This is a genomic window from Pedobacter sp. B4419 (assembly GCF_059693725.1).
Map to the genome: position 1 here is coordinate 1363970 of NZ_JCASSL010000002.1, position 26917 is coordinate 1390886.

At 42.1% G+C, this 26917-nt stretch carries 26 protein-coding genes; 13 read left to right on the top strand and 13 right to left on the bottom strand.

Annotated features, from left to right (window positions below; translation table 11 throughout):
• Positions 1 to 21 precede the first annotated feature (21 nt).
• From AC570H_RS17415 to AC570H_RS17425, 3 genes are all read left to right on the top strand, one after another.
• Positions 22 to 1089 carry a hypothetical protein gene (locus AC570H_RS17415; protein WP_497357154.1) on the top strand — a complete coding sequence of 356 codons (1068 nt, stop codon included), beginning with the start codon at positions 22 to 24 and terminating at the stop codon, positions 1087 to 1089.
• Between the two features lie 10 nt (positions 1090 to 1099).
• On the top strand, positions 1100 to 1897 hold the full coding sequence (locus tag AC570H_RS17420) for a hypothetical protein (RefSeq protein WP_497357156.1): 798 nt from the start codon (positions 1100 to 1102) through the stop codon (positions 1895 to 1897).
• A 455-nt stretch (positions 1898 to 2352) separates the two neighbouring features.
• On the top strand, positions 2353 to 2598 hold the full coding sequence (locus AC570H_RS17425) for a hypothetical protein (protein ID WP_497357158.1): 246 nt from the start codon (positions 2353 to 2355) through the stop codon (positions 2596 to 2598).
• A 4-nt stretch (positions 2599 to 2602) separates the two neighbouring features.
• Here the strand turns inward: AC570H_RS17425 and AC570H_RS17430 are convergent, their stop codons facing one another.
• The 7 genes from AC570H_RS17430 to htpG all read right to left on the bottom strand — a co-directional run bounded on the left by AC570H_RS17430 (position 2603) and on the right by htpG (position 10715).
• Positions 2603 to 2860, bottom strand: coding sequence for a hypothetical protein (locus tag AC570H_RS17430; protein ID WP_497357160.1), 258 nt, complete (start codon positions 2858 to 2860; stop codon positions 2603 to 2605).
• 52 nt (positions 2861 to 2912) lie between these two features.
• Positions 2913 to 3149: a hypothetical protein gene (locus AC570H_RS17435; RefSeq protein ID WP_497357162.1), complete on the bottom strand. Its 237-nt coding sequence runs from the start codon at positions 3147 to 3149 to the stop codon at positions 2913 to 2915.
• A gap of 27 nt (positions 3150 to 3176) precedes the next feature.
• A complete protein-coding gene (locus AC570H_RS17440) occupies positions 3177 to 3767 on the bottom strand; it encodes a TlpA family protein disulfide reductase (RefSeq protein ID WP_497357164.1) in 591 nt (196 codons plus the stop codon).
• A gap of 30 nt (positions 3768 to 3797) precedes the next feature.
• Complete coding sequence (locus tag AC570H_RS17445; protein WP_497357166.1) at positions 3798 to 6446, bottom strand: outer membrane beta-barrel protein; 2649 nt, start codon at positions 6444 to 6446, stop codon at positions 3798 to 3800.
• A gap of 304 nt (positions 6447 to 6750) precedes the next feature.
• Positions 6751 to 7440, bottom strand: coding sequence for a DUF4397 domain-containing protein (locus AC570H_RS17450; protein ID WP_497357168.1), 690 nt, complete (start codon positions 7438 to 7440; stop codon positions 6751 to 6753).
• 115 nt (positions 7441 to 7555) lie between these two features.
• Complete coding sequence (locus tag AC570H_RS17455; protein ID WP_497357170.1) at positions 7556 to 8776, bottom strand: metallophosphoesterase; 1221 nt, start codon at positions 8774 to 8776, stop codon at positions 7556 to 7558.
• 52 nt (positions 8777 to 8828) lie between these two features.
• The gene (htpG, locus tag AC570H_RS17460) at positions 8829 to 10715 is read right to left on the bottom strand and encodes a molecular chaperone HtpG (RefSeq protein WP_497357172.1); all 1887 of its coding nucleotides are present in this window, start codon (positions 10713 to 10715) and stop codon (positions 8829 to 8831) included.
• A 209-nt stretch (positions 10716 to 10924) separates the two neighbouring features.
• On the opposite strand from htpG, the gene AC570H_RS17465 reads away from it, so the two are divergent.
• The 5 genes from AC570H_RS17465 to def all read left to right on the top strand — a co-directional run bounded on the left by AC570H_RS17465 (position 10925) and on the right by def (position 17178).
• Entirely contained in the window at positions 10925 to 13072 is a 2148-nt protein-coding gene (locus AC570H_RS17465; RefSeq protein WP_497357174.1) for a S9 family peptidase, read from the top strand.
• A gap of 158 nt (positions 13073 to 13230) precedes the next feature.
• Positions 13231 to 14583: an alpha-L-fucosidase gene (locus AC570H_RS17470; protein ID WP_497357176.1), complete on the top strand. Its 1353-nt coding sequence runs from the start codon at positions 13231 to 13233 to the stop codon at positions 14581 to 14583.
• 240 nt (positions 14584 to 14823) lie between these two features.
• Entirely contained in the window at positions 14824 to 15258 is a 435-nt protein-coding gene (locus AC570H_RS17475; protein ID WP_497357179.1) for a hypothetical protein, read from the top strand.
• 27 nt (positions 15259 to 15285) lie between these two features.
• Positions 15286 to 16515, top strand: a complete 1230-nt coding sequence (locus AC570H_RS17480) for a M16 family metallopeptidase (RefSeq protein ID WP_497357181.1) — start codon at positions 15286 to 15288, stop codon at positions 16513 to 16515.
• 105 nt (positions 16516 to 16620) lie between these two features.
• Positions 16621 to 17178 (top strand): peptide deformylase, encoded by a 558-nt coding sequence (gene def / locus AC570H_RS17485; RefSeq protein ID WP_497357183.1) that lies wholly within the window; start codon positions 16621 to 16623, stop codon positions 17176 to 17178.
• 262 nt (positions 17179 to 17440) lie between these two features.
• On the opposite strand, the gene AC570H_RS17490 is transcribed toward def, so the two are convergent.
• From AC570H_RS17490 to AC570H_RS17500, 3 genes are read right to left on the bottom strand one after another with little or no spacing between them, the layout of a single operon-like run.
• A complete protein-coding gene (locus tag AC570H_RS17490) occupies positions 17441 to 18082 on the bottom strand; it encodes a peptidase associated/transthyretin-like domain-containing protein (RefSeq protein WP_497357185.1) in 642 nt (213 codons plus the stop codon).
• Between the two features lie 53 nt (positions 18083 to 18135).
• Complete coding sequence (locus tag AC570H_RS17495; protein ID WP_497357187.1) at positions 18136 to 18381, bottom strand: NifU family protein; 246 nt, start codon at positions 18379 to 18381, stop codon at positions 18136 to 18138.
• A gap of 34 nt (positions 18382 to 18415) precedes the next feature.
• Positions 18416 to 19492 carry an Mrp/NBP35 family ATP-binding protein gene (locus tag AC570H_RS17500; protein ID WP_497357189.1) on the bottom strand — a complete coding sequence of 359 codons (1077 nt, stop codon included), beginning with the start codon at positions 19490 to 19492 and terminating at the stop codon, positions 18416 to 18418.
• Positions 19493 to 19611: 119 nt separating this feature from the next.
• On the opposite strand from AC570H_RS17500, the gene AC570H_RS17505 reads away from it, so the two are divergent.
• The 5 genes from AC570H_RS17505 (at position 19612) to AC570H_RS17525 (ending at position 23690) form a co-directional block, all read left to right on the top strand.
• Entirely contained in the window at positions 19612 to 21795 is a 2184-nt protein-coding gene (locus AC570H_RS17505; protein WP_497357191.1) for a biosynthetic peptidoglycan transglycosylase, read from the top strand.
• 27 nt (positions 21796 to 21822) lie between these two features.
• Positions 21823 to 22116, top strand: a complete 294-nt coding sequence (locus AC570H_RS17510) for a hypothetical protein (protein ID WP_497357193.1) — start codon at positions 21823 to 21825, stop codon at positions 22114 to 22116.
• A 43-nt stretch (positions 22117 to 22159) separates the two neighbouring features.
• Entirely contained in the window at positions 22160 to 22696 is a 537-nt protein-coding gene (gene hpt, locus AC570H_RS17515) for a hypoxanthine phosphoribosyltransferase (RefSeq protein ID WP_497357195.1), read from the top strand.
• 119 nt (positions 22697 to 22815) lie between these two features.
• On the top strand, positions 22816 to 23475 hold the full coding sequence (locus AC570H_RS17520; protein WP_497357197.1) for a phosphatidylserine decarboxylase family protein: 660 nt from the start codon (positions 22816 to 22818) through the stop codon (positions 23473 to 23475).
• Positions 23476 to 23486: 11 nt separating this feature from the next.
• Positions 23487 to 23690: a hypothetical protein gene (locus tag AC570H_RS17525; protein WP_497357199.1), complete on the top strand. Its 204-nt coding sequence runs from the start codon at positions 23487 to 23489 to the stop codon at positions 23688 to 23690.
• Positions 23691 to 23959: 269 nt separating this feature from the next.
• On the opposite strand, the gene AC570H_RS17530 is transcribed toward AC570H_RS17525, so the two are convergent.
• The 3 genes from AC570H_RS17530 to rplS form a co-directional block, all read right to left on the bottom strand.
• Positions 23960 to 25090, bottom strand: coding sequence for a mechanosensitive ion channel family protein (locus AC570H_RS17530; RefSeq protein WP_497357201.1), 1131 nt, complete (start codon positions 25088 to 25090; stop codon positions 23960 to 23962).
• A 2-nt stretch (positions 25091 to 25092) separates the two neighbouring features.
• The gene (locus AC570H_RS17535) at positions 25093 to 26319 is read right to left on the bottom strand and encodes a Glu/Leu/Phe/Val dehydrogenase dimerization domain-containing protein (RefSeq protein ID WP_497357203.1); all 1227 of its coding nucleotides are present in this window, start codon (positions 26317 to 26319) and stop codon (positions 25093 to 25095) included.
• A gap of 154 nt (positions 26320 to 26473) precedes the next feature.
• On the bottom strand, positions 26474 to 26821 hold the full coding sequence (gene rplS, locus AC570H_RS17540) for a 50S ribosomal protein L19 (RefSeq protein ID WP_233165698.1): 348 nt from the start codon (positions 26819 to 26821) through the stop codon (positions 26474 to 26476).
• Between the last annotated feature and the right edge of the window lie 96 nt (positions 26822 to 26917).

The window sequence follows — 26917 nt, forward strand, 5'->3', positions numbered from 1 at the left end:
TTTACCTAAAAACAAATAGCTATGAAAAACAATTTCGTGAGGATGGGACTGGCCTTAATATTGGGTCTCAGCCTTTATGCCTGCAAAAAAGATCAGGCACAGGCAGAACTTGCAGCCGATGCAAAAAGCTGGTACGTAAAGAATATCCCAAAAGCCTCTTTCGTGCTTGTTTCAAGCAAAAACCAGCTGCGCCCGGTTAGCCAAGAGGCAGATTGGACCAATGCCAAAAGCTTCCAGCTAAGTGACGGCACCGAAGTGCTAAGCGTACCTCTTTCGTTCAAGCTTGCCAACGGCAATCCTGCCAAGGGCAGTTATATGCTAATGATCAGCAAAAATGGCAACAGTTTCAAAAAACTGACCGTTTATAACGAAGAAAAAGAGTTCTTTAATAACGTTTCTAAAGACAAGGTGCAAAGCGCATACAATCTTGGCAATCGCAAACTGGAAATTCAAAGGCAGGCAAACAACAATCCCGGACGTGGAAAGATTATGGCTGAAGAAAACGGAGGAGGCGAAGGCGAACAGCCTGTCTGTACAGACTGGTTTTTAATAGAAACTATTCGTGATACTGATGGAAATGTAGTTGCTGTTTTTGAAACCTTTCTTTTTCAATCCTGTACATCATCTGGCGGTGGTGGCGGCGGTGGTAGCGAAGGAAATGGCAGTAATGTAGAGATAGACATGGGTTCACCTGTTAGCGTCGATGAGGGACATACGCCTGAAGAAACTGTGACAGATGGCGGCGACTTGCTTAAGGTTTCTAATTTGAAATGGAAGTTTCACAACGCTGCAATTTATCGCTATACAAGCATTGAAAGGGGCGCAGTTAAGGTAGTAGGTACTTCGAGGACATGGCACTCATTGGTACACCAATCACACGGTAAGTCGGGATCGACTTTCTTTTTTACAGTTGACCTAACTAGTGCTACTCCCATCACCACCATCAACAATAATACAGGTACCGCCACTATGAAATATAAGCTAAAGTTCAATATAAGTGCCGGTGTTTACAATCAAGAACATGAAACCGATGAACTCAGCAGTTTTGCCTCGTGGGATGAAAACTTCATGAAATTGACGAATAATTAAACTAATGAAAATGAAGTACACCCTTGTTTTTTTGCCGATTTTTACGGCATTCGTTGGATGTTCGCTTATATCGAATCATAAAAAACCTATCCGCGCGATCGATGTTAGTTGGAAGGCAAACCTTTATGATCCGTCTCAGGACGCATTCCAGAAGGTAGAAATAGCAACGCGTATCATTTATTGCGGAGCAGATATGGCATATTTGGTAAACAAGCCAAATACATACTATAAGCTTGACCTTGACGAGAAAGGTACGACCAAAGGCCAAAAAGTTGTTGGACAAGACACTACCTGGGTAATGTTTGCCCTCCGAACAGGCGAAAACCAAGGCGTATTTTACGATTACAAGGATGGAGAGCTTAAGAAAGCCGGAATATTTAAAGTAGATTCCCTGATAAAAGCCCTCCGCTTTGCAAACGATAACTTCAAGTCGCTGCAGTTAAACTGGGGCTCACCTAGCCAGGTTCTTAAGTCTAGCGATAGGCTAACAGAAAAATACCTTGTCAAAAAGACGGTTCCACAGGATCCGGATTCCATTTATAGGACCTTCGACAAAGGGTTAAAGGGTATTGGATTTTCTTTTGCGCCGGTGTTGGACAAAGAAAAGAAAAGCAAAATGGTCAATTTTACGGCCGTTGTAAAAGTTCTTCCAACCGTCGAAGGTGCTCCTAACCCCAATGTGCCTAGGAGAATGGTGTTTGAACATTCGATAACCGAGGTTAAGGAAAATAATACAGATAAATACAAGGCGGTTTTCGACACGTTTGATAGAGATAGAAAAGCGATTGAAGTCAAGGGCATGCGGTAGATTCTTCTAAAGAATTTAAAACATTGACTTTAGTTTTGCCCTTAATCTTGACCAGCAGAAACAAAGCAAACTCGTAAAGTTTCTTGCAGTTTTCAAGGTGTTGCCAAAAGATACACCATTATCGGATGGCAAAGACCTAGAAGAATGGTAATGGAAAATTCGATGAGGAAAGTGACAGAAAAAGACGCAAGAAATTATGCAGAAATTTTCGAAATCTTCAGACAAGATAAAGAAAAGACAAACTTAATCAGAATAGTTAAACAGTAGAATTGCCATGGCTTATGAAAAGAAAAGATTTGATCAGGTATGGCCTTTACCTCTGTGGCGCGGTCCTTTGCCTGTTTTTACTGGCATTGTCGCTTTATTACCAACGCACCGGCAAATGGCATTGATAAAAAAGCCTGACGAAATTTCGTCAGGCTTTTCTGCTATCTTAGTTTAAACGAATTTTTATTATGCTCAAAAAAACAGTCCTCTTATCAATTTTAATTTTCTTCGGCTCCATTGCCGCCCTTTTTGCCAAAGACAATAGTGTTTCCAACACCGCTATTGGTAATGGCATCGGCATAGGAAGTGCTTTGGCTATTGCAATCTGTTGGACGAGGACCAACTCCGTACTCACTTCAATTTTGGCTGGAATTTTTGGCTGGCTTTATGTAATTTATTACCTCATCATCAGAAATACGGAAGAGGAGGAATGATGTTTTATTCTTCGAAATCCTCTTCGTCGCCTTCTACAGGTAATTCTTTGTAGGCTTCGATCTGTTTCCCTATTTCATTGATTTCAGCATTCTCTTCAAAAATAGGAACCTCCGTCTTTTCATCAAGCTTTAGCCAAATGGATTCGGTATCCTTTTGGATCTGCACATATTCTTTCCCGTTTTTAAAAATGGTATAAGTATTATTTCCTTCTGGAAAAACCGCATAACTGGCGTCTCCAATTTCAATATCAAATGGCTGCATAAATTGATTTTTTAAGCCAACAAAGATAAGAAATAGAAAATTTAATTAATTTTTATTGCGCAGCTTTGCTTGCTAGCCATTTTTCGATAGCCTTCCCAACATCTTCTACTTCATCGTTCACTTCTACTATAGGTAGGTCTGTTTTATAATCTATCCGCATCCATTTGAGGTTCTTGTTGCGAAGCACCTGCATGTATTCTGTTCCCCATTTAAATATGGTGTAGGTGTCGCTCTCTTCAGGGATAACTTCGTAAATAATGCCGTTTATTTTGGCATAAAATGATTCCATGTGCAGGTAATTATTCTTGTGGGGAATTTAATTTTTCAGGGCTTTGAGCTGTTCAACAAAAGCGATAAACTTGTTGCTGGCATAGTTTGCCGCACCTTCGCCTTTATAGCTTAAGCGTCCTTTTTTATCAAACACGATGGTGGTTGGCAAAGTTCCTTTAAAAATAGTTTCGGGCAGGTTGCTGGCAAAGGCATATACCGGCAGTGCATATTTCTTCCTATCCATGTACGCCTGCGATTTGGCAAAATCGCTGTCGGCATCTACCAACAAAAAAACCACTTCGCTATCATCCTTATATTTTTCATAGAGCTTGTTTACCGATGGCATTTCGGCCAGGCAAGGCGGACACCAGGTAGCCCAAAAATTCAGAAAAATAACCTTTCCTTCAAAATCGGCCAAGCTTACGGTTTTGCCTTTTGCATCTTTGAATTTAAGGCCAGATAAATCGGCTCCCGCAGCAATTGGCTTTGTCGTTGTCTCCGGACTAAACAATCCGATTTCCATGAGCCCCCTAATGACTAACGCTTTTGCCGAGGGCACAAAAAGAATGAGCAGCAGCAAAGCGACAAACAAGCCATTAAGTATGTTATTTTTCGAGAAAACCGGTTTCTTTTTCATTATCACAAATATAACGATTATTCGTTTGGCTTAGTTTGCGCCAAACTTTTGCAGGTTAAAGTTCAGGTTAAAAGTAAAGTACCGGGTAAGCTGGTTGGTTCGGCTGTCTACTATCGAGTTGCCAGACACAAAGCGCGACAGGTTATTGCCCTGTTTCAACAAATCATAGCCCTGTATGCTCAGCGTAGCCAGTTTCTTTTTGAAAAAGGTTTTGCTCAGGTTGGCATTAATAATCAATGGGTTGTTATTTCCCAATGCATAACCAGAATTGATCCGTTTAGATCCGTTTAGGCCAATGCTAAAACCCTTAAGCAGAGTTGCCCGTGTATTGAGGTTAAAATACCAGTTTTGAATGCTCTTGATGCTTTGCTGCTGCAGCGAGTAATTATTGGTGCTCAGGCTGTAGTTGATGTTGCCGCTTATCGAGATTTTTTTATTATTGTAGCCAGAATTAAGCGATTGGTTATAATTAACCCCACGATTAAACAGCTTCACATTATCCGTAAAAGAGACACTCTGCGAATAGCCTAGGCTACCACGTAAAGAAACATTATATTTTCGGTTGCCAAAAGGAAGCGTAAGCGAATAATTCCCGTTTACATTGTAAGAGCCATTGGTATTTTCATAACGGGTTTCCTGCTTCAAACTGTTCAGGGTATCGCGCAACAAAACCACGTTGGTTACAATCTGGTTCTGCACCGTAGAAACTCCGCCACCCACTTGAAAAGACCTTCCCGTTTTTAAGCCAATCAAGTTATAGCTCAAGTTAAAAGCATGACTAAATGCAGGCTTGAGGTCTGGATTTCCGATCACCACATTCTGCAGGTTTTGGGTGTTTTTTACGGGTTGCAGCTGATAAAAACTCGGTGCCCTATTATTGCCGTTATAGTACATGGAGAAGGAGTTGGAAGGCGATATGCGATAGCTCATGTTAAATGTAGGCGAATAGTTGAGCGTAGCGTTTTTAATGCTTTGCTCCCTATCTTCGTACTGGCCTTTAATGAGGTTGGGCTGCGCATTGATCCCTAAATTATAGCTCAGTTTTTTCGAGTTGTAACTATAGCTGATCCCCGCACTCTGTGAAATTGAAGTAGAATGGTACCGGTTGCTCAGCGAATCTACATAATGCGAATTGCCCTCTTCATCAGAAACATAGGTGAGCAGCGTATTTTCGGAGTTATTTACCGAGAAGTTATAAGACATATTCAGGCTTCTTGAAGCAATCGTATCATTAGCCTTCCCCAAAATCTGACTGAAGCTCAGCCCGCCCCCAAGGCTGTTTCCTTTGTTCTTACTATCGATGAGCCTGTTCAAAATCGAATCTTTCACCATCGCCCCGCTATTGGGATCATAATAAGTGGTATGGCTATTAATTTCTTGGTCACCATTGCTTACGTTGCGATTCACGTTGAAGCTAAAAGAAAGGTTGTTTCTTGTCTTGGCAAACCTTTGCGACCATGATAAATTGGCGTTCACGCTCGGCGAACTGTTCGAAGACCGATTGATATCGTTAAGATCCTGCTTAATTACGCCTGTTTGCTTCGAAAAGCTTTGGCCATTATTGCTGCTCTGGTTGCTTGCCAAACCAAGGTTAAAAATGAAAAACCGCTTTTTGGTGGTCGATTGCAAACCCCAATTGAGGTTATGGTTGGTGTTTTTATTGTTTCCCTGGCTCCCTGTATTGTTATAGATCCTGCCCAGGGTATTGGTGGTTTCAATTAAAGATTCGCGTTGGTTATCGCTTTGGCCGTTGCCAAAATTATAATCAAGGTTACTGTTAAAGTTCTTGCCAATCTTATCCAAATAACTGCCCGATGCATTAATTGTTTTGCTTCGGCCCGCGCCATTGTTCGCATTGTTAAACCTTCCGTTAAAGCCGATCTGTTTTTGTTCCTGCCAAATATTTCCGTTGGCCTGCATCCCAAACTGGTCGTTTGTACCGCCGGTAGCGCCTACATTGCCAAATACGCCTTTATTCATCCCCGGCTTGGTTACAATATTGAGCATTTTAACGGGTTCGCCAACCCTAATTCCTGTAAAATTAGCCTGGTCGCCATAGTCATCTATCACCTGTATTTTGGCTACAATGCTTGCTGGTAGCTTGCTAATAAAGTCTTTTACGTTGTTCGTAAAAAAATCCTTGCCGTTTACCCTGAGCTTGGTCATCTCTTTGCCCATGGTTTTCACGTTGTCTTCATCGTCAACTTCCATGCCTGGCAATTGTTTGAGGAGTTCGGTCACCCTGTCGTCTTCCATTACATTGAATGCTCCGGCATCGTACTCTATGGTGTCTTTTTTGATGCGGATAGGCTGGGCTTTAGGCCTGATTACAACTTCTTTCAGCATCATTTCGCCAGAAGCCTTTAGCATGATGGGGTCAAGCTCACCCGATTTCTCCTTTAAGTTGTAGCTGCCACTGTAGCGTTCATAGCCGAGGATACTGATGTTTAGCGTAACCTTTTCTGTTTTAATTCCCCTAAAACCGAAACTTCCTTCTACATTACTGGTGGTTTTTAGCGTGTCTGTTCCGGCAATCAATAAGATAGTGGCTTCGCTGATGGGCCTTTTGGCCGTATCGATAAGGCTTCCGCTCAGTTTGCGAACGGTTTGCGCCTGCAATTGGAACAGGCCACAGCTCAATGCAATTGATAAAAAAAAGGCAAATCTGTAGATGGGCATTGAGCTTAAAGCAATTATCTGAACAAACTTAATGCTTAGTTTCAACTAAAAAAATAGCTTTTGCCTATTTTAACTTTTTATTAAATAATTAAGGGCTGTTTATTTGGAGCGCAATATCCGAAACATCGATTAAGGGCAGTTAAGCTCAAAATAATCGTCATACCAGACACTTCAATCTGGGCTATTTCACTTGGGACGGTAAAAATAAAAAGCCACAGACCAGCAACATTTTTCCTCTTCACAACTTAAGGCTAAAATCTGCTAATCTGTGGCTAAAGCTCCCAAATCAGGAGCTTATGTGGTCTTATTGGTGTGTAAAAATAGCAGCGCCGAATACGGTAGGTCCATCAACAGAGGCTTTTAAGCCTTTGGCATAAATGGTGTATATTTTACCGCTTTGGATATTTACATCGGTTAATGTAGCCAAAATAGCGCCAGTAGCTTTATTTTTAATATTGAAGGTTGCTGTAGCCGCTGCATCAATTGTTTCGAAATTACCAAACTCTTTAAATGCCTTATTGGTAGTTAAAGGATCTGTTTTGCCAACAATTGCCAAATCCAATGGATCAGAATCAGGACTAACGTTTACAAAACGTACTTTGGCTTTTCCTGTTGCCGGAGTGGTCAGGTCGTCTTTCAAAAAAAGGAATTTCACATTCTCCAATTTATCAATCACGAAAAGCGAATAACCTATTTGGGGTTCAAAAGTTACGATCTCTCCCTTTAAACTTACGTTAGCGCCTTGTTTAGTCACATCGATTTTTCTGTTGCCAGAATAAACATCGCGGTAATCGGTTTTCATTCCATAAGAAAAATCAGTATTAGTTAATTTTCCATTGTCTATAAAGACGTCTAACTTCTCTGTAGTAGGCACAGTATGAATAAGACTTAGACCCGAAATCTGTAAAGGCGTAGACTTGATTTTAGAGCAAGAAGCAAAACCAACTGAGAGAGCGATAGCGGCAATAAGAACTTTGTAATTAACTAGTTTCATAATTTAATTTTTAGGTGTAAACAATAGGTGAATGTTTTTTAACACATTCCTATCCTATACGCAGCGTTTTGCCGAAACGCTACAAGCACCTTAAATTTTTTTATGAATTTTTATTTTACCCTTTTTTGAGCGTAATTACCGTTACCTCTGGCCAAATACCAACACGGCCAGAAAAGCCAATAAAGCCAAAGCCCCTGTTTACGTTTAGGTATCTTCCGTTTTCTTCTTTAATACCGGCCCAATGGCTATACCTTAATTTTACTGGGCTCCATTTAATGCCAAAGGCCTCTATGCCAAATTGCATGCCGTGCGTGTGCCCAGCCAAGGTCAAATGAATTTTTGAAGGATTGTTTTTTACCTGCTGTTCCCAATGCGATGGATCGTGCGAAAGCAGCACCTTAAATTCTGTTGTAGTTGTTTGCGCCAATGCCTTTTGCAAATCGCCACGTTCTCCAAAACCAAGGCCCCAGTTTTCTATGCCCGCCAAAATGATATGTTCGCCATCTTTTTGCAAGGTTACATGTTCATCGAGTAGCAAACGGAAGCCCAAATCGGCATGGTATTGTTTAAGCTGGTTCAAATTGGCCGTTTTAGCGGCCTCGCTTGGCCATTTTACATAATCGCCATAATCATGGTTGCCCAACACCGAAAACTGTCCGTAGCGAGCCTTAATCTGCGAAAAATGCCCTAACCAAGGTTTGATTTCTTCTGCTTTGTTGTTTACCAAATCTCCCGTAAATACAAACAGGTCAGAATCCTGTTGTTTAATCAGGTCGATCCCTCGCTGCACCGCAGCCGGATTATTAAAGCTGCCCGAATGCACATCTGAAATCTGGGTAATGGTAAAGCCATCAAAGGCCTGAGGGAGCTCATCGAAATATAAAGTATGGTTAATTACTCGGTAGGCGTATTTGCCTCGCAACATGCCATAAATAAACAGCAAGACTGTTAAGCCGAAAAGCACCAGGCCAAAGTCTACCCAATAAGGATTTCTGACCGGCAACAAAAACCGCTCTCCGCCAATGAGGTGAATGGTTCCCACCAACAGGCGGTAAACATCGCCAGCCAACAACACCAATGCAAATAGCAGTTCGCTTACCAAAAGCACCAAAAAGGCATGGGCCGAAATCTTGAAGAAGGTGCCAAGCTCTCTGCCGCTGCTGCTAAAAATGGAAAGGCCCAGTGCCAGTATCACAATGCCTACCACCGAACAGAAAACCGCCGGCACATAAGCCTGATGAGCCACGACCTGCAAGCCGGCCAGCACATACCAGTTTAACAAACAGAAAATAATCAAAAAAATAGCAACAGGGATCAGTTGAAGTCTTCTTCTCATAAAAGGTCTTAAAAGCGAAAGGGTGTTTTGATTAAAACACCCTTTCTTATTATTAAATCAGCTCTACGCTACGGTTTACAAAATCTGTCAACTCTGCTCCGGTGAGCATGCCTTGCGAAAGCAGGGCCAAGTCTACAGCTTGTTTAGCATATTTGCTTTGTTCTTCTTCGTTAGCCGAAGCTAAAATTTTGCCAACCAGTTTGTGGTTTCCATTAATAGCCACTTTATAGCTATCGGGCATATTGCCGTAAAAACTCATGCCCCCGCCCATTTTTGCCATGTCTTTCATGCGGCGCATAAACTCGTCCATGGTAATGGTTACTGGCGAATCGTCTGGGCTTAAGCCTACCACTTCTACATTGAAGCCCGGTTTTACAATGGCCTTTTCGAAAATCGATTTAACCGTGGCCGATTGTTCCTCGCTCAATACCGATTCGTGCAATTCGTCTTTCTCGATCAACTGATTGGTTACGCTTGCATCCACACGCTTCAACAAGGTTTTCTCCAATTTTTGCTCCAAGCTGCTAACAAAATGGCCATCAATAGCCGTGTTCATCAGCAATACATCATAGCCTTTTTTGTTGGCCGCTTGTATAAAACCATCTTGTTTGTCAGGATCGGTAGTGTACAAATACACCAAAGAACCGTTTTTATCGGTTTGCTCAGCCTTGATTTTTTCCTTGTATTCTTCGAGGGTAAAGTTCTCTTTTTGGGTATTGGTCAACAAGGCGAAGTCTTTGGCTTTATCGTAAAATTTCTCTTCGCTAATCATGCCATACTTCACAAAAAGGCCAATATTGCTCCATTTTTCTTCGTAAGCCTTACGGTCTTTATTAAACAGCTCAGCTAATTTATCGGCCACTTTTTTGGTAATATAGCTGTTGATTTTTTTCACGTTGCTATCGGCCTGCAAGAAGCTTCTCGATACGTTTAACGGAATATCTGGAGAATCGATCACCCCATGCAACAACATCAAGAACTCTGGAACGATGTCTTTTACCTCATCGGTAATAAATACCTGGCGGCTAAACAACTTGATCTTGTTGCGCTGCATATCGAAATCGTCTTTCACTTTAGGGAAGTACAACACTCCCGTTAGGTTAAACGGATAGTCGACATTTAAGTGGATCCAAAACAAAGGCTCTTCCGAAAAAGGATAAAGTTGCTTGTAAAAATCAAGGTAATCTTCGTCTGACAAATCTGCAGGCGCCTTGGTCCAAATTGGATTGGTCGTATTTACAATATTGTCTACCTCAACCGATTTGTATTTGGCTTTGCCTTCCTCGTCCTGACCATCTTCTTCTTGTGTAGTTTTGGTGCCGAACTTAATTGGAACAGGCAAAAACTTAGCGTATTTATCCAAGATCTCTTGCAATTTGTGCTCGCTTAAAAACTCTTCAGATTCGCTGTTCACATGCAAGATGATATCGGTACCTCTGGTGGTACGGCTGCCATCCGCAATTTCAAATTCGGTACTGCCGTCGCAGGTCCATTTGGCTGCTGTAGCTCCTTCTTGGTAAGACAAGGTTTGGATTTCTACCAAATCGGCCACCATAAATGCAGAATAAAAGCCCAAACCAAATTTACCGATGATTTCGTTGGCATCTTTGGCGTCTTTAAACTTCTCTACAAATTCGCTGGCACCAGAAAAAGCAACCTGGTTGATATATTTTTTGATTTCTTCGGCGGTCATGCCCAATCCATTATCACTAATGGTAATGGTTTTGGCTTTTTCATCTAGTTTTACTTCTACCAGAGGTTCGCCAAGCTCGCCGTTGTATTGGCCCAAAGCTGCCAATCTTTTAATTTTTTGAACCGCATCAACTGCGTTAGAAACTAATTCCCTTAAAAAGATCTCATTATCCGAATACAGGAATTTTTTGATGATCGGGAAAATGTTTTCAGTGTGTATGGAAATATTTCCTTTTTCTGTTGTCATATTTAATTTCTAAATTTTTTGATTATAGCTATGTCCCATCAAGCCTTGTTCCAAAACAGCAAACAGGCCAAAATGACAGCAACAAATTTCTTTCAGGTTAAAAAATGTGCCAATCTCACAGAAGATATTGTTTATCAAAGCACTATTATGCAACTGACTTGCATCTATGGTTTGGCTTTCTTAAATTGCATGAACCTAAAATCACAAATATGAAACGAATTACCGCAGGCTTGTTGTTGCTCACCGCAGCGGCTGGCTGCTCAAATCCACCAAAAAAAATGCAACCTTACCAATGGCCAACGGCCAAAGCTCCAGTAGCGGCCATCGTGCCCCACCAAAGAATAATGCACGGCGACACCGTAACCGACAACTACTATTGGATGATCGACTACTTTAAAAAAGGACCCGACAGCACCAAAGTGGTCGATTACCTCAAGGCCGAAAATGCCTATGTAGATACGATGATGAAAGGTACCGATGCTTTTCAGGCCAGCCTGTTTAAAGAAATGAAGGGCCGGATCAAAGAAAAAGACGAGAGCTTGCCCATATTTGAAAATGGCTATTATTATTACTCAAGAACCGAAGAAGGCCAACAATACTTTAAATACTGCCGCAAAAAAGGGAGTTTAAGTGCCAAGGAAGAAATACTCTTAGATGTAGACGCCATGGCCAAAGGGCATTCGTATTACAGTGCAAGTGGATTTAACATTAGTCCCGACAATAAACTAATGGCTTATGGGGTTGATGAGGTATCGCGCAGACAATACACCATTTACATTAAAAATCTAGAAACCGGCGAGACTTATAAAGATGCCATCGCCAATACTACAGGCAGTGTTATTTGGGCAAACGACAATAAAACCTTGTTCTATACGGCCAAAAATCCAATTACCCTTTTGAGCGAGAAAATTAAGCGCCATACCTTAAATGGCGATGTAAAAAGCGATGTAACCGTTTATGAGGAAAAAGACAAATCCAACTACATTGGCGTAGGCCGATCGAAAAACCACAAATGGATTTACATTTCTACACAGGCCACAATGAGTTCAGAAACGTTGTTCATCAGTGCAGACCAGCCCGAAAGCAGCTTTAAGAGTTTTCAGCCGCGCATGAAAGATGTGTTATACGATGTGATTGCCCTGGATGACAAATTCCTCATCCTCACCAACCTCGATGCCAAGAACTTCCGCTTAATGGAATGTCCGATAGGTCAAACCGCCAAAGCAAACTGGAAAGAACTGATTCCGCACCGTACCGATGTGCTTTTAGAGGGAGTAGAGGAGTTTAAGGACCATATCGTTTTATCAGAGCGCAAGAATGGCTTGGTTAACCTGCGTGTTCAAAAACCTGACGGCAGCAACCATTACATCAATTTTGGCGAAGCCACCTACACTGCGGGTATTGGTGCCAATCCAGAGTACAACAGCAAAACCTTGCGCTATACTTATACCTCCTTAACCACACCGGTATCTACCTATGATTATGATATGGTGAGCAAAGACAAAAAGCTGATGAAGCAACGTGAAGTACTTGGAGGCTACGATCCTAAAGATTATGTGGCCGAAAGAGTATATGCAACCGCGAGCGACGGCAAAAAAATCCCGATTTCTTTGGTGTACAAAAAAGGATTCGAGAAAAATGGCAATGCGCCTTTGCTGCTGTATGGCTACGGATCTTACGGCGCAAACATGGACGCCGGTTTTTCATCTAATAGGCTAAGTTTATTAAACCGAGGCTTTGTATTTGCCATCGCCAACATTCGTGGCGGACAGGAATTGGGTAGGCAATGGTATGAAGACGGCAAACTGATGAAAAAGAAAAATACCTTTACCGATTTTGTAGCCGCTGGCGAATACCTGATTGCCCAAAAATACACCAGCAAAGGGCATTTATATGCGCAAGGAGGCAGTGCAGGAGGCTTGCTGATGGGTGCTGTGATCAATATTGCTCCCGATCTTTGGAACGGGGTAATTTCTCAAGTACCTTTTGTTGATGTGGTGAATACCATGCTCGACGAGAGCATCCCGCTCACCACCAACGAGTTTGACGAATGGGGAAATCCAAAGCAAAAGGCGGCTTACGATTATATGAAAAGCTATTCACCTTACGAAAATGTAACCAAAAAGAACTACCCAAATCTTTTGGTTACTACAGGCCTTCACGATAGCCAGGTACAGTATTTCGAACCTGCCAAATGGGTAGCCAAATTACGGGCTACCAAAACCGATAAAAACGTACTCCTGCTCAAAACCAATATGGATTTTGGCCATGGCGGCGCATCGGGCCGATTCGATTACCTGAAAGATGTAGCACTTGAATACGCCTTCTTGTTCGCCCTCGAAGGAATAGACAAATAAAGATTTCGATCGCATTAAAGTAAATCCCGGCTGGCAAAAACAGTCGGGATTTTTCTTTTAACATGCTGGCTCATAACACGTAATCATTTGCCAATTCCATTAAATTTTAAATGGAAGCTTCTGTTTATACTTGTAGTGCATCCTCTAACCAAATCACTATGAAAAGAAAAACATTACTATCCCTGTTTTTTTTGATCGGCATTTCTACATGCGCTTTTTCACAGAAAAAAATAGGCACCGAAACCCCTGCAGCCAAGGTAAAACGAATGGAATGGTGGACCGAAGCTAGATTCGGCATGTTTATCCATTGGGGCTTATACGCCTTACCCGCAAGACACGAGTGGGTAAAGAATGCTGAACGCATTGATAACGAAGGATACGAAAAATACTTCAAGCAATTTAATCCAGATCTTTTCCAGCCCAAGGTTTGGGCCAAGGAAGCTAAAAAGGCGGGCATGAAGTATGCCGTATTAACCACCAAACACCACGAAGGCTTTACGCTGTTCGACAGTAAATTTACCGATTATAAGGCAACCAACACCCAAGCGAAAAGAGACTTGGTAAAGGAATTTGTGGAGGCTTTTAGAGCGGAAGGCATTAAAATAGGCTTCTATTATTCATTAATCGATTGGCACCATCCTGATTTTACGATTGATGGCTTACATCCTCAGCGACTCCAAAAAGAGGATGAGGCCGAATACGCGACCTTAAACAAAGGCAAAGATATGGCCAAATACCGTAAATATCTTTATAACCAGGTTACCGAGCTCCTTACCAATTATGGCAAAATAGACATCCTATGGCTTGATTTCTCTTACCCTGGAAAATATGGAAAGGGCAAAGATGATTGGGGCGCTGTAGAGCTGTTAAAGCAGATCAGGAAATTGCAGCCAGGCATTATAGTAGATAATCGATTGGATTTAAAAGAATATGAAGACGGGCAGGATTTTGAAACTCCAGAGCAAGTAAGCGCAAAAGAATTAGAAAAATATAGAGGAAAGGTTTGGGAAACCTGTCAAACCTTTTCTGGGTCTTGGGGCTACCATCGTGATGAAAACACTTGGAAAACGCATAGGCAACTGTTAGACCTCTTGATTACATCGGTAGCTAATGGTGGTAATTTGCTATTGAACGTAGGCCCTACGGCGCGTGGCGAGTTTGACTACAGGGCAACAACTGCCTTAGACAGCTTGGGCATTTGGATGCATGCCAACTCCAAATCTATTTACAATTGCAGCTATGCGCCAAACGAATTTAAAGTTGCCGAAGGTACCAAGCTCACCTATAATAAGGCGGCAAAGAAACTATATATTCATTTATTTGAATATCCGAAAGATGGCAGCATTACCCTCGAAGGCTATAGGGATAAGGTAGTTTATGCCCAATTTTTACATGATAACTCAGAATTGCTAACTGATGCCAATAAATCTACCACCAGCAACCTAGTGCTGAAATTGCCAAAGAAAAAGCCAAACTTCGAAATTCCGGTAATAGAACTGACCTTAAAATAGATTTGATAAGAAACCACTATGAGGTGGGTAGAGACACTCGCCTCTAGCGAGCATTGGCGAGCGGTGTCTCCACCGCCTACTTGATATTTCACAGAGATTTAAGCAGTTTCTAGTCTTATTTTTAATGATAAGGGAATATTTTAGTGCACGTGAAAATATTCCCTTTTTTGTTTACCACAATTAATTTCTATTTTGTGGTTATTCCTTACGGGAGATTTAACATCCTAAATAAACCTCGACATGCAAAAACTCAAAACTATGCAGCTGATCCATGCCTCTTTTTGTATGGCTGTATTTGGCTTTGCCTTAGTTTCTTTATTGATTAACCAAGATGCGCTTTCATTCGAAAAACCCCAAGCCTTGCAAGAATTCCTGTTACCTGCATTTGGTGTGCTGAGTACAATATTGGGAACGACTATATTCAGTGCACAAATTGGCAATATCGAAACGACCAGTAGTACAAACCATAAGCTGATGCAATACCAAACAGCCTTTCTGATAAAGTGTGCTTTCTTAGAGGCTGGGGCATTGGCCAATATTGTTGCTTTTTTAATAGGTGGAAATGGATTTTTTCTGCTTTTTGCAGGACTTAGTTTTGTTCGTTTGGTAACGAGCAGGCCAACCGCCAGCAAAGTTGTTGATGCCTTAAGTTTACAGGACTCCGATATTTTATAACTTAAATTGCCGTAGCTTTGCCCATCAATGGAATATAATGTTCATACTTTAAGCAACGGCATCAGGTTGTTGCACGTTCCCGCCGCTTCTCCTATTTCTCATGCCTGCATTATCATTAATACGGGTTCTAGAGATGAAGAAGATCAACAAATGGGCTTGGCGCATTTTATTGAGCACCTTATTTTTAAACGGACAGAAAAGCGCAACACGAACCAGATTTTAACCCGATTGGAAAGCGTAGGGGCCGATTTGAACGCTTATACCACCAAAGAATACACCTGCATCCACGCTTCTTTTTTGCACCCGTACCTAGACCGTACTTTAGAGCTTTTTAACGATATCGTTTTCCACTCTACTTTTCCAGAAGACGAGATGGACAAGGAAAAAGGAGTAGTGCTCGATGAGATTACCTCTTACCTCGATCAGCCCGAAGAAGCCATTAACGATGATTTTGAAGATCAGCTTTTTGCCGGCCACACCCTGGGTCGCAACATTTTGGGTACGCCCGAAACCGTAAACGCATTAAGGCAAAAGGATATCTTCGATTTTATAAAGCAGCACTACCGCACCGATCAGATTGTGGTAGCTGTTTTGGGCAATTACAGTTTAAACAAATTGGTAAAAATCGGCACCAAGCATTTTGGAGAAGTCCCTGCCAATACGGGCCAGCGCAGTCGCATTGCGCCAGGCCAGGCCATTGTGCAAAACACGGTAGCCAATAAGCAGATTATGCAGGCGCACTGCATGATGGGCATACAGGCCTACTCCTTGCACCATCCCTATAAAACCGGACTTTTATTGCTCAACAATATTCTAGGCGGCACCGGCATGAGCTCGATCCTGAACCTGCAATTGCGCGAAAAGCATGGCATTGCCTATACCATCGAAACTAATTACAGCCCTTTGAGCGATACCGGGATTTTTGCCCTTTATTTTGGCACCGACAAAGAAAAAGTAGACAAGGCCACCAACCTGATCTTTAAAGAGTTTAAAAAGATCAGGAACAATCCGCTTACCGAGATCCAATTGCACAAAGCCAAGAATAAATTTATAGGCCAAATTGCCCTGGGCGAAGAAAACAGGATCGGCCTAATCATTTCGATGGCCAAAAGCCTGATTGATTACGACCGCATTGATAGCCTGACCACTGTCTTTCAGAAAATAAGCGAAGTAAGCACGGCAGATATGAAAAGTATTGCCGATGAAATGCTGGACGAAAAGAACCTGAGCTCCCTCGTTTTCTATCCTACGGATTAAGGAACAAAGAGCAGGGGTTTGAAAAATGCCAGTCCAATTGGCTAATTAAGCGCTAACACTCAGCGCCAAAATCGCAAAATAAAATCTTTTTCGTATTTTTGCATCATGAAATTACCTATCGTAGCCTACGGAGACCCTGTTTTAAAGAAAGTTTGTGCACCAATAGCCGAAGATTACCCTGATTTGCAAGCGCTCATCAGCAACATGTTCGACACGATGTACAATGCCAATGGCGTAGGTTTGGCCGCTCCCCAAGTGGGCTTGGCCATTAGGTTGTTTGTAGTGGATACCCGTGCAGACGAGGACGAAGAACCATTCAAAAAGGTATTCATCAATGCCGAAATCTTGGAAGAAACCGGCGAACCTTGGGCTTTTAACGAAGGCTGTTTAAGTATTCCCGAAATTAGGGAAGATGTGATGCGCAAGCCCAATATCCTGATCCGTTATTACGACGAAAACTGGCAATTGCACGAAGAAAAAGTAGATGGCTTTCCGGCACGCGTAATCCAGCATGAGTATGATCATATTGAAGGCAAGCTCTTCACCGATAAATTGAGCCTCTTGCGCAAGCAATTGATCAAAGGCAAATTAGACAACATTTCGAAAGGAAACATCCGCACCGACTACAAAATGCGTTTCCCTAAACAGAATAAGAAAAGGTAGTTTTTTAGTCGATAGTCTGAAGTCTGTAGTCAATACGATTGATAAAGAACCATTTATAATTTGCTTGCACAAACCCAAGTCAAATAGCCCAGATTGGAGCGACATCCTTTTTTGCCATCAAAGCAAAAAAGATACAGCGGAAAGCCGGACAGCCTTTAATCGGTATTAAAAACATTGCGCTTCAAAACAGTGGTAATTAGCCAATGACCAATCAGCTAATCTTCCAAGGGGCTGCAAATCTAGCGGACTAATGAACAATGAACTACTTATCCTCGCTCCGGGCTTTATCGCCGGCAAAGATTTCTTGCATTAGCCTGCCCCAGGCAAAAGGATTGAGCAATGGATTGGTTTGACGCATATTCGTATTGATCATACGGTCGAAATTATAGCGGTAATTACTGTTGCTAATTTCTTGCGCATCTCTAGGCAAGGTAAGCGCCATACCCCGAATACTGGTTCTGGAAAGGTTTTTCTTGGCAATCGCCATATCGTCATCGGCCACTTTCATGGAAAGAAAGTCCTTATTGAACTCTTCAATGGTGGCCCAAGGGTTAACGCGAACGGTTTTTAAATACACGATTTCCGATTTGAGCTTGATCATTGCGGTATACTTATGATCGGCTATTTCGGTTGGCAATACAAATGTCCTGCTGGTAAAACCTACGGCAGAAAATTGCACGGTATCGCCGGGATGCACAATAAAAGAGAAATAGCCCTGGTAATTGGCGGCATATTTCTGTTCCTTATTGCTTAAATTGGTAATGGTAACATAAGGCACAACCGAGTTGCTGTCAGTTTCGGTAATGATACCCGAAAACTGCACCAATTTATTGCTTTTGCTTCCTTCTTGCGCAAAAACAACCGCAGTAAACAGCAACAATATGACGGTCAGACTGTACTTCATTTTACAAAAATACTCGTAAAAGGCTTATCGGCTAGTTAAAATGTGTTAAAAAACTACTCCTGCTCGGCCAAATCAATAGATACAACACCCGTAATTTCTGGCACGGCTTTCATTATCGCTTGCTCAATACCGGCTTTCATGGTCATAAAACTCATTTTACAAGAGCTGCAATTGCCCAATAATCTCAGTTTTACAACGTGGTCCGGCGTAATCTCTTCTAAGGCAACATTTCCCCCATCGGCAATTAAATACGGCCTAATGGTTTCTAATGCTTGCTCTACTTGTTCCGTTAAACTCATCTTATATTTTTTAAAGTATAAAAATAGTAAATTTTTAGCAATTCGCGGTCTGCACGTTATGGATAGAAATCTGCTGTGCCATTCTTCCGGCAATTTCCGTAAAGGCCAAAGCCAGTGGACTTTCCATATCCATTGCGATCGGCTCTCCCTTGTCGCCCGCGGCCGCTACGCTTTGCACCAATGGTATTTCTCCCAAAAACGGAACCTGGTACTGTTCGGCCAATGCCTTGCCTCCATCTTTTCCAAAAATGTAGTATTTGTTTTCTGGAAGCTCGGCTGGCGTAAAGTACGACATGTTTTCAATCACGCCCAATACCGGAATATTAATGCCTGGCATCCTGAACATGGCCAAGCCTTTTTTGGTATCGGCCAATGCTACCTGTTGTGGCGTGGTTACAATAACGGCACCCGCTATCGGAAAGCTTTGGCTAATGGTAATGTGGATGTCTCCGGTTCCTGGAGGCAGGTCTACAATCAGGTAATCCAGTTCACCCCAATCGGCATCGTTAAACAGTTGCTTAATGGCGTTTGAGGCCATTGGCCCGCGCCATGGCACTGGCTGGTCTGGATCTGCAAAAAAGCCCAGGGAAAGCAATTTAATGCCATACTTTTCAATCGGCAAAATCAAGGTCTTTCCGTTTTCGGTTTCCCGGGCACTCGGCTTGGCGCCAACCAGGCCAAACATAATTGGCACCGACGGACCGTAGATGTCGGCATCGATCAGTCCAACCTTTGCGCCGTCTTTGGCCAAGGTAACAGCCAAATTACTGGCAACCGTCGATTTGCCTACTCCTCCCTTGCCAGAGGAAATCAGAATAATATTTTTAATTGCGTTCAATTGCGTAGTATCTAAAGGCTTGGTTACCCTTGCGGTAACGTTAATATTGATTTCGGCATCTGGAGCAACAAAATGCTTAACTGCATTTGTACAAGCGTTTTTTAGCATGTCTTTCATCGGACAGGCCGGTGTAGTCAGCTCTAACGTAAACCCTATGGTTTGATCTTCTATTTTTAGGTCTTTGATCATGTTGAGCGTAACCAGGTCTTTTTTCAGATCCGGATCTTCTACATGGCGCAAAGCGGCTAAAACCTGCTCCTCGGTAATTATCATCCCCAAAATTAACAAAACATAGGCATAAATAATTTGTGATAGGCCTTTTTGTTGTAATTTTAACACGAAATAAACATTTGCAGTAAGCGTTTGTTTAACAATAATTTCTACTTTAGTTTATGCAGCTACCCAAAATCAAAATTCCTAAAAAATATATCAAGATTGGCGCCTGGGTTTTAGGTGTTTTTGCACTCGTTCTCATCGCTTTGGGAGCCGTGGCCTATAGCAAGCGGGAAGCATTGCTCAAAAAAATGATGGCCAAGGCCATTGCTAAAGCAGACAAGGACTATGGCCTTGAGGTAAAAATAGGGTCGGCAGGTTTTAGCGGGCTCAGCTCGGTACACATGCAAGGCATTTCGGTAGTGCCTAAAGATCGCGATACCCTAGCCACCATTAAAGACATTACGGTTGGGGTAAAATTGTTTCCGCTTATTTTTGGCAATGTAAAGCTTTCGGAAATCAACCTGAACGAAGGAAAATTAAACGTGGTGCTCAAAGATTCGCTCACCAACCTCGATTTCATTCTCAAAAGAAAAAAGAAAGACAGCACCAGCAACTCGAACAAAGTGGCGCTGAGCGATTTGGCCAGCAACCTGCTGAACCAGGTCTTCTATAAAATTCCTGACGACATGCAGATCAAGAATTTTATGATGCAGCTGAACGATAACGATACTGCATCACTCAAGTTCCTCACCACCTCGGCCACCATTGACGGGGGCGAACTCAAATCGAACATCAACGTAAACGATACCGCCGCCACTTGGCACATCAACGGCAAGCTAAACCCCGGCAGCAAACGCCTCAACATTATGCTTTATGCCGATGGCAAAAAGGTAGAATTGCCCTACATTGAGCGTAAGCTGAATACCAAGATCAATTTCGATACGGTAAGAACCGAGATGAAGGATGCAGATTACAGTGGCGACGACTATAAAATTTCTGGCTCTTGGAGCATCAAAAACCTGTTGATCAATCAAAAACGCATCTCTTCGGCCGACATTATCGTACCAGACGCTAAGATCGATGCCGATATGCTCATTGGTGAAAATTACCTCTGTTTAGACAGCACCTCAACTGTTTTCCTCAAAAAGGCTTCTATCCATCCTTATATCAAGTATACCTTGTCGCCCAACAAAATCTATGAGATGAAGCTCCACGCCGAAGAGCAGGACGCCCAGGCTATTTTTGATTCGTTTCCATTGGGCTTGTTCGAATCGCTAGAAGGCCTACAAGTAAAGGGAAAGCTGCGCTACAACCTTAATTTCTACTTGGATACTTCTATTCCAGATAGCGTAAAATTCAGTTCGGCCCTCACCCCAACCGATTTTAAGATCGTAAAATGGGGCAAAACCAATCTACAGAAAATCAACAGCGATTTTGTATATACGCCATACGAATATGGCAAGCCGATGCGCAACATTACCATTGGTCAATCTAACTCGAATTTCACAAGGCTGGATGACATCTCTCCAAACTTTAAAAATGCTTTGCTTACTTCAGAAGATCCATCTTTTTTTAGGCACCATGGTTTTGTAGAAGAATCCATTCGTAAATCTATTGCCGTCAACTTTAAAGAAAAGCGGTTTAAAAGAGGCGGAAGTACCATTTCTATGCAATTGGTAAAAAACGTTTTCTTAAGCAGGCAAAAAACCCTGGCGCGCAAAGCGGAAGAAATATTGATTGTTTGGCTTATCGAAAACAACAAATTGGTAAGTAAGCAGCGCATGTTAGAGGTGTATTTCAACATTATCGAAATGGGGCAGAACGTATACGGTATTGGCGAGGCCTCTCGGCATTATTTTGGCAAAAGTCCATCGGAGCTGAGCATTGGCGAAGGTATTTTCTTGGCCAATATTGTTCCGAAACCTAAAGTGGCGCTCTACAAGTTTATGAGTGATGGGAGCCTGAAGGGCTATTTGTTGCCTTATTTCAATTTTATTGGAGGCACCATGGCCAGAAGAGGCCTCACTCCAGCAGATACCAGTGGCTACGGCTTTTACAACGTCCGCCTGCGTGAAGGCTTGAGACAATACCTGTTGCCAGATTCTACAACGATAGACACGGCAGCGGTTGATGTAGACGAGGATGCAGTGATGCCACCTGCCGGAACGCAAGACAAGGGGAAAAGCCTTTTCGATCGTTTATTTGGTGGCGGTTCCTCTAAAAAAGATACAGCAGCTGTTAAATCCGCCGTTAAGCTGGATACGGCTAAAACCAAGAAACAGATCCGCCAAGAACGCAGGGAACAACGCCGAAAGGAACGCGAATTGGAGAAAGCCAAAAAGGAAAATGGAGGCACTTAGATTCAAATAAACAACCTCGCAAAATATATGGATAACATTGATATAGAAAATCAATTCAACAAAGCTTTACGTCTTTTGGATTTTGGAAAATCAGAAAGGGCTTCAACCATTTTAAACGAAATACTCATTGAGGCTCAAAAAGAAAAAAGTACTCTTTTTTTTATCCGTGCAAGTTGTGTTTTGGGAGAGTTGTTGTTTTCAAATGGAGAAATAGAAAAAGCCCAACAACATCTATTAAACGTTATAAATACACCTTATGAAAATGATGTTGTCGATTATGAAAAGTCTATTGCTTCCGATATACTCAATCAAATAGAATAAAAACCGCTCAATCAAAACAAGCCTATAATAAACAGGCCACCAGATGAACAAAATACAGGTAAACAACAAAGATTTCGAGATTTTGCTCGAAAACGACGCCATTAACAAGCGTACGCGACTAATTGGCATTCAGCTTAATGTAGACTACGAAAATCGCTGTCCGGTTTTTATTGGCGTACTTAACGGCAGTTTTTTGTTCATGGCCGACTTACTAAAGGAGATTGACATTGCCTGTGAAGTGAATTTCATCCGCGTAGCTTCTTATCACGGCACCGAAAGCACGGGAGAAATCAAAGAAACCTTCGGCCTGCCTGGTGACCTGGAAAATCGCGACGTAATTTTGGTAGAAGACATTGTAGATACCGGATTAACGTTACAGTACATCTTGGGAAAAGTTTATGAGCAAAAACCTGCCTCGGTAAGCATTTGCAGCCTGTTGCTGAAACCCGCTGCACTGAAAGCTCCTATCGAAGAGTTAAAATATGTGGGTTTTGAAATTCCGAATGAGTTTGTGGTAGGCTATGGACTGGATTATGACGGCCTTGGCCGAAACTTGAAAGACATTTACAGAGCCATATAAATTTACGCTATAGGCTGGTACATTGCGAGCCCAGATAATTCGCCTGTTGTAATTCGTCAATCTAAAATCTTAAATTCCCGGTTTTTTTTCCGAATTTTGCCCCATTAAAATTAAAAACAATGACCATACACAAAGAAGGCTATACCAGCATTGCGTTAACTGTTCTGTTTATCTTTTTGCTCAACGCCTTTGTTGACTATAAATTTGCCGATTTAGCCTGGCTTCGCTGGTTAATCTATATCGTATCTTTTGCTTTATTCATTATTGTACTTCAGTTTTTCAGAAATCCGAAAAGAACCTTTACCAATGGCGATAATTTGGTGATTTGCCCTGCAGATGGCAAGGTTGTGGTAATTGAAGAGACCGAAGAAGGCGAATATTTCAAGGACAAGCGTTTACAGGTTTCCATTTTCATGTCGCCGGTAAACGTACACATCAACCGTAACCCGATCTCGGGGATCGTAAAGTTTTTCAAATACCATCCGGGCAAATACCTGGCGGCTTGGAACCCTAAATCGAGTACCGAAAACGAAAGAACAACCGTAGTGGTTGAGCATAAAAACGGTACCCCCGTATTGTTTAGGCAAATTGCCGGCGCTTTGGCCCGTAGAATTGTTTGGTATGTAAAAGAAGGCGATCAGGTGGCACAAAACGAGCAGTTCGGCTTTATCAAATTTGGTTCTAGGGTAGATATTTTCTTGCCTATCGGCACCAAAGTAAACCTGCAATTAGACCAGGTAGTAAAAGGCGGCATTACTGTTTTGGCAGAGTTAAGCTAAAAAAAGAAACTATGAAAAAACTAAGCATAGCTTTATTATTGATGGTTGCAGGCTTATGCGTGCAGGCACAAACCAAGGCCAAAACAACGGCTCCAGTTAAAAAAGAAGCGACTAAAGCCTGTTTGAGCAAAGGAAAATCTTGTTGCAACGACAAGGCTCTTTCGGCATTAAGAAGACCGGTAGCTAAGCCTGTTGCCACAAAGAAAACAAAATAGTTAGATGCCGGATCGATGTTCGGCATGACAAATCCTTATAAAAAAGCCCCTCTCGATGTAAAATCTAGAGGGGTTTTTTCGTAAACCGCTTTGTATCGGCATTATGCTTTCCTCTTTGGGGGGCCAGTCAGCCAGCATGACGGGTTGTTGCTTAATAGGGCAAAACCTAAGGCCTGCGTTACAAGAAAATTTCCAGTTTGCAGTTTTCAGTTTACCAATGACTAATCAGCAATGAACCAATGGCTAATGAACCAATGACTAATGACCATTTATTTCTTAGGTGTATCGCCTACTGTACGCTGTGTTGGATAAGCAAAATCAGATCCATATTGATGCACGATTTCGATCAGTTTAAAATTAACATCCTCCTTAATTTTAAGGTAGTCGTTAAATTCGATGTTCTCTACCAGGTATAAAATCTGGATATTCAATGCCGAATCAGCAAAACTGTCAAAGGTAGCCACTCCATCGGTCGTATGCGGATTGTCTTTTAAAAACTGGTTGATATCAGCCACAATTTTCTTGATCATTTCCGAATCGGTTTCGTAGGTAATGCCGATATTGAATTTTACCCTGCGGTAGTTTCTGCGGGTCATGTTCTCCAATACGCCATCAATCATGGCCCTGTTGGGTATAATGATGGTCGTTTTATCTGTACTGCGCAATACGGTACTCCTGAATCCTACTTTTTCTATGGTTCCTTCTACGCCATCAACCTTCACCAAATCGCCCACGGTAAAGGGCTTATCCATAAAAATGGTAAAAGAACCAATCAGGTTTTCGAGGCTCTCTTTGGCCGCCAATGCAATGGCAATACCGCCAATGCCCAAACCGGTAATCAAACTCAATGCATTGACTTCGAAAACGTAGCCCAGCAATACAAAGAAGCCAATAAAATAAACGATGAACTTAAACAGTTCCTTTAAAAAAGGCACCAACTGGTCGTCGGCCCTGTTGTTCGATTTCATGGCCCTGTACATAAATACGTGCGCCACAAAGTCGATGATCCTTAAAATGATCCAAAAGAACGACAGGATAATCAAGAAAAGGAAGATCTTATCGAACAGTTCTCCAACTGTAAATACCTGGGCCACCTTTACCTTGTCTACTACTTTTTGGTAGTGCCAAAAGCCTACATCGAGCGGGTGCTTTAACTGATTAACGGCCAGGTACAGCGAAACCAATGTTATAAAAGTTTCTATTGGCTTAAGCAATAACGCAATAAACGTATCTATTTTTACTTCGTCAGCAAATCTTCTGAACAGCCTAAACAGGAGTTGGCTGAGCAACTTCGAAACAATCCGCTTGAACAAAAGCCCAAGCAAAAGAATTCCACCAAAAAGGCAATAAGCTTGAATGGTATTGCCCCAAAAAACCTGTCCAAAAAATTCGCTGTTCATTATTATACTAGTTGTTTCAATGCAATTTCAAATGCAGTGCTCGATAAATTCGTTTTTTTGTTCGATGTAGCGTAAATAGCCTTTAATGCATTGTTGATAATCGAAGATGCATCTGAAAAAATCGCGTCATCGCTCATTTCTATGTTGCGCTGCATCAAATAGGCAAATACCCTGGCCATGCCGCAGTTGGCAATAAAATCGGGGATTACGGCAACGTTGTTATCGGTATATTCCATAATGCTGCCAAAGAAGATTTCCTTATCGGCAAAAGGCACATTGGCGCCACAGGCGATCACTTCTAAACCTCCTTTGATCATTTGGTCAACCTCTGCCTGTTGCACCAGCCTAGAAGCCGCAGCAGGCACAAATATTTCGGCACCTACGTTCCAAACCTGCTCGTTTGCTTCGGCAAAAGGAATAAGGTTGTCGGCAACTAAGGTATTGTTTACCCGATTGTTGAACAATTCCTTTACTTCTTCCGCACTAAAACCTTCCGGCTTGATCAATCCACCAACGCGATCGATAATGGCTACAATTTTAACGCCTTGTTGCGCCAGGTAGTATCCAGCGGCGGCCGCTACGTTGCCCCAACCTTGGATGATGGCTTTTTTACCGGCAATAGCTCCACCCCAGATTTCATAGAAATGCCTGATCGATTCGGAAACACCGTAGCCGGTAATCATATCGGCCACTTTATATTTCCTTTTGATGTCTGGCGTATATTCTAAATCTTCGAGCACTTTAGAAACGCCATAGCGCAACTGGCCAATTTGGTGGATGCGTTCGTTTTCTCTGGCTTGGTAATGTCCGTTGATTACACCTTCCTGAGGATGCCATAGGCCGTAACCCTCGGTAATGGGAATAACTTCGTGTATTTCGTCAATATTTAAGTCGCCACCGGTACCATAATAGCTTTTTAGCAAAGGCATTACCGCCTTGTACCAGCGTTCCAATACCTCTTTTTTACGCGGATCGGCCGGATCGAAGTTGATGCCCGACTTTGCGCCACCAATTGGCGGACCAGACACGGTGAACTTAACCTCCATTGTTTTGGCCAACGATTCTACCTCACGTTTATCCAAGCCTTTGCGCATACGCGTACCACCACCGGCCGCACCGCCACGCAAAGAGTTGATCACTACCCATCCTTCGGCTTCCGATTCTTTATCTTTCCATTCGAAAACAATTTCAGGTTGTTTCTCTTCGTATTTTTTTAACAGTTCTTTCATCTGGTTCATCTTTTTTTGTGGATGAAACGATCAGGAGCATTCAAAAAATTGCCCCTAACGGTTCATTTCGATTTATGATTTGGTGCGGCAAAGATATAAACAAAAAAACCTCCACGAAGCTAATCGTGAAGGTTATATTTTTTATTTACTTTAATTATTTTCTTAAAGATTTGATACGGGCAGCTTTACCAGTTAGTTCACGTAGATAGAACAATTTAGCTCTACGTACTTTACCGTAACCGTTAACTTCTACTTTATCAATATTTGGAGAGTTTACAGGGAAGATACGCTCAACACCTACTCCATTACTAATTTTACGAACAGTAAACGTTTCGTTTGCGCCAGCACTGTTGCGTTGGATTACAACACCTTGGTAAATCTGAATACGTTCTTTATTTCCTTCGCGAATTTTATAGTGAACACTCACTGTATCTCCTGACTTGAAAGAAGGAAGTTCTTTTTTCGCGATTACCTGCTCTTCTACAAATTTTACTAAATCCATGATTTTAAGCTATTAAGCCGATTTTTGGTTCTTCAAAATCGGATTGCAATATTAGACATTTTATTTTAAAAATAAAAGCGAAGTTTAAAAATAATT

Coding starts and splice junctions, on each gene's coding strand:
- AC570H_RS17415 (WP_497357154.1), top strand. CDS start 22: ATGAAAAACAATTTCGTGAGGATGGGACTGGCCTTAATATTGGGTCTC.
- AC570H_RS17420 (WP_497357156.1), top strand. CDS start 1,100: ATGAAGTACACCCTTGTTTTTTTGCCGATTTTTACGGCATTCGTTGGA.
- AC570H_RS17425 (WP_497357158.1), top strand. CDS start 2,353: ATGCTCAAAAAAACAGTCCTCTTATCAATTTTAATTTTCTTCGGCTCC.
- AC570H_RS17430 (WP_497357160.1), bottom strand. CDS start 2,860: ATGCAGCCATTTGATATTGAAATTGGAGACGCCAGTTATGCGGTTTTT.
- AC570H_RS17435 (WP_497357162.1), bottom strand. CDS start 3,149: ATGGAATCATTTTATGCCAAAATAAACGGCATTATTTACGAAGTTATC.
- AC570H_RS17440 (WP_497357164.1), bottom strand. CDS start 3,767: ATGAAAAAGAAACCGGTTTTCTCGAAAAATAACATACTTAATGGCTTG.
- AC570H_RS17445 (WP_497357166.1), bottom strand. CDS start 6,446: ATGCCCATCTACAGATTTGCCTTTTTTTTATCAATTGCATTGAGCTGT.
- AC570H_RS17450 (WP_497357168.1), bottom strand. CDS start 7,440: ATGAAACTAGTTAATTACAAAGTTCTTATTGCCGCTATCGCTCTCTCA.
- AC570H_RS17455 (WP_497357170.1), bottom strand. CDS start 8,776: ATGAGAAGAAGACTTCAACTGATCCCTGTTGCTATTTTTTTGATTATT.
- htpG (WP_497357172.1), bottom strand. CDS start 10,715: ATGACAACAGAAAAAGGAAATATTTCCATACACACTGAAAACATTTTC.
- AC570H_RS17465 (WP_497357174.1), top strand. CDS start 10,925: ATGAAACGAATTACCGCAGGCTTGTTGTTGCTCACCGCAGCGGCTGGC.
- AC570H_RS17470 (WP_497357176.1), top strand. CDS start 13,231: ATGAAAAGAAAAACATTACTATCCCTGTTTTTTTTGATCGGCATTTCT.
- AC570H_RS17475 (WP_497357179.1), top strand. CDS start 14,824: ATGCAAAAACTCAAAACTATGCAGCTGATCCATGCCTCTTTTTGTATG.
- AC570H_RS17480 (WP_497357181.1), top strand. CDS start 15,286: ATGGAATATAATGTTCATACTTTAAGCAACGGCATCAGGTTGTTGCAC.
- def (WP_497357183.1), top strand. CDS start 16,621: ATGAAATTACCTATCGTAGCCTACGGAGACCCTGTTTTAAAGAAAGTT.
- AC570H_RS17490 (WP_497357185.1), bottom strand. CDS start 18,082: ATGAAGTACAGTCTGACCGTCATATTGTTGCTGTTTACTGCGGTTGTT.
- AC570H_RS17495 (WP_497357187.1), bottom strand. CDS start 18,381: ATGAGTTTAACGGAACAAGTAGAGCAAGCATTAGAAACCATTAGGCCG.
- AC570H_RS17500 (WP_497357189.1), bottom strand. CDS start 19,492: ATGATAATTACCGAGGAGCAGGTTTTAGCCGCTTTGCGCCATGTAGAA.
- AC570H_RS17505 (WP_497357191.1), top strand. CDS start 19,612: ATGCAGCTACCCAAAATCAAAATTCCTAAAAAATATATCAAGATTGGC.
- AC570H_RS17510 (WP_497357193.1), top strand. CDS start 21,823: ATGGATAACATTGATATAGAAAATCAATTCAACAAAGCTTTACGTCTT.
- hpt (WP_497357195.1), top strand. CDS start 22,160: ATGAACAAAATACAGGTAAACAACAAAGATTTCGAGATTTTGCTCGAA.
- AC570H_RS17520 (WP_497357197.1), top strand. CDS start 22,816: ATGACCATACACAAAGAAGGCTATACCAGCATTGCGTTAACTGTTCTG.
- AC570H_RS17525 (WP_497357199.1), top strand. CDS start 23,487: ATGAAAAAACTAAGCATAGCTTTATTATTGATGGTTGCAGGCTTATGC.
- AC570H_RS17530 (WP_497357201.1), bottom strand. CDS start 25,090: ATGAACAGCGAATTTTTTGGACAGGTTTTTTGGGGCAATACCATTCAA.
- AC570H_RS17535 (WP_497357203.1), bottom strand. CDS start 26,319: ATGAAAGAACTGTTAAAAAAATACGAAGAGAAACAACCTGAAATTGTT.
- rplS (WP_233165698.1), bottom strand. CDS start 26,821: ATGGATTTAGTAAAATTTGTAGAAGAGCAGGTAATCGCGAAAAAAGAA.